We start from the raw sequence: 1635 nt of genomic DNA on the forward strand, positions 1-1635 counted from the left end.
CGTAAGCGTCGCGGCGTGAGCACGGGGCTTCGGTTTGGCGGGGCGCGAGCGTGATCGGGTTAGAGGCGGTCGATTATCACGCGGCCATGGTGGTGGAGGTGGCTGCGGCGTTCCGCGCCTCCCAGTTCCACGGGAGCAGGCTGTCCAGTTCGTTTGCCTTGGTGCGCCCTGAGACGACGCGTTCCAAGACATCGGTCAGCCACGCCAATGGCTCGACGCCGTTCAGCTTTGCAGTGTTGATCAACGTCATCGCGATTGCCCAGAGGCGCGCGCCGCCATCACTGCCCGCAAAGAGCGCATTCTTTCGGTTCAGGGTCACGGGGCGGATCGCGCGCTCGACAACGTTGGTGTCCATCTCGATGCGACCGTCATCGAGGAAGGCGACCAGGCCAGGCCAGTGACGCAGCGCGTAGCGCATGGCCTTCGCGAGGTCGGAACTGCCCGGCAGACGCGGCAACTGCTCCTCAAGCCACGCGTGCAGAGCCTCCACGATCGGTCGACTTCGGGCATCGCGCACCGCGCGCCGATGCTCGGCCGGGGAGCCACGGATCTCGGCCTCGATCTCATAAAGACGGGCGACGCGTGCCAGCAGTTCCGCCGCCACTGGCGATTTGGTGGATGCATGGAACTGGTAGAAGGGACGTCGCATATGCACCCAGCAGAAAGCCAAGCGCACCGAGCCGTCGGCGCGCTCGCCCGCTAGCCGCTTGAACCCGTCGTAGCCGTCCACCTGTAGCACACCGTCGAACCGGGCCAGATGTGCCGCCGGGCGGATTGCCTTGCGATCCTCGGCATAGACATAGGCGACCGCCGGATGCGACGGACCGCGCCAGGGCCGGTCATCCACCGCGTAACACCATAGCCGACCCGTCTTGGTGCGGCCGCGGCCGGGGTCGAGCACCGGCAGGCCGGTGTCGTCGGCGAATACCTTGGGTGAGGACAGCACCGTACCGACCACCAGGTCATACAGCGGCGCCAGCCACCAGCATGCTGTGCCGACCCAATGCGCCAGGGTCGAACGATCGAGAGCGATGCCCTGCCGCGCCAGCATCTGTGCCTGCCGATACAGCGGTAGCGAATCGCAGAATTTGCTGACCAGAACATGCACGATCAGCGCCTCGGTCGGCATGCCGCCATCAACCGGCCGTGCCGGAGCCGGGGCCATCACCACAGCTTCCTCGCAGGTACGGCAGGCATATCGCGGGCGGCGGGTGATGCGTACCCGCAGTTGCGCGGGCACGATGTCGAGTTGCTCGGTGCATAGCTCGCCGATACGGTGCATCGCCCCGCCGCAGCAGGGGCAATTCTTCGGTACCGCGTCGATCACCACCTCGTAGCGCGGCAGGTGGGCAGGCAGTGCGCCATGATTGCGCGCGGCCGACTTCGTGCGCCGGGGCGCCGGGAGGTCATCGGTCTGAGCGCCGTCCTGCGCTGCCTGGTTCTCGGCGATCGTCTGCTCCAGATCCTCGAGGCCGAGCTGCAACTGTTCGTTGGTCAGGTGTTCGGAGCGGCGACCGAATTGGTGGCGGCTCAAGCGCTGGATCAGCAGGCGCAGGCGGTCATTCTCGGCATGCAGTTCGCCCTGCTGCTGGAGCACAGTCCGCAGCATCTGTTGCAACAGTGCCGGGTCGTCCG

The 1635-nt window shown here is 66.5% G+C and carries 1 protein-coding gene; it reads right to left on the reverse strand.

The features are described 5' to 3' along the window. Window positions 1-76: 76 nt before the first annotated feature. Window positions 77-1635: IS66 family transposase (tnpC, locus tag ACYQ7X_RS17415; protein WP_459698340.1), on the reverse strand; the 1559-nt coding region annotated here is incomplete at its 5' end.

This window comes from Acidisoma sp. C75, assembly GCF_054665095.1.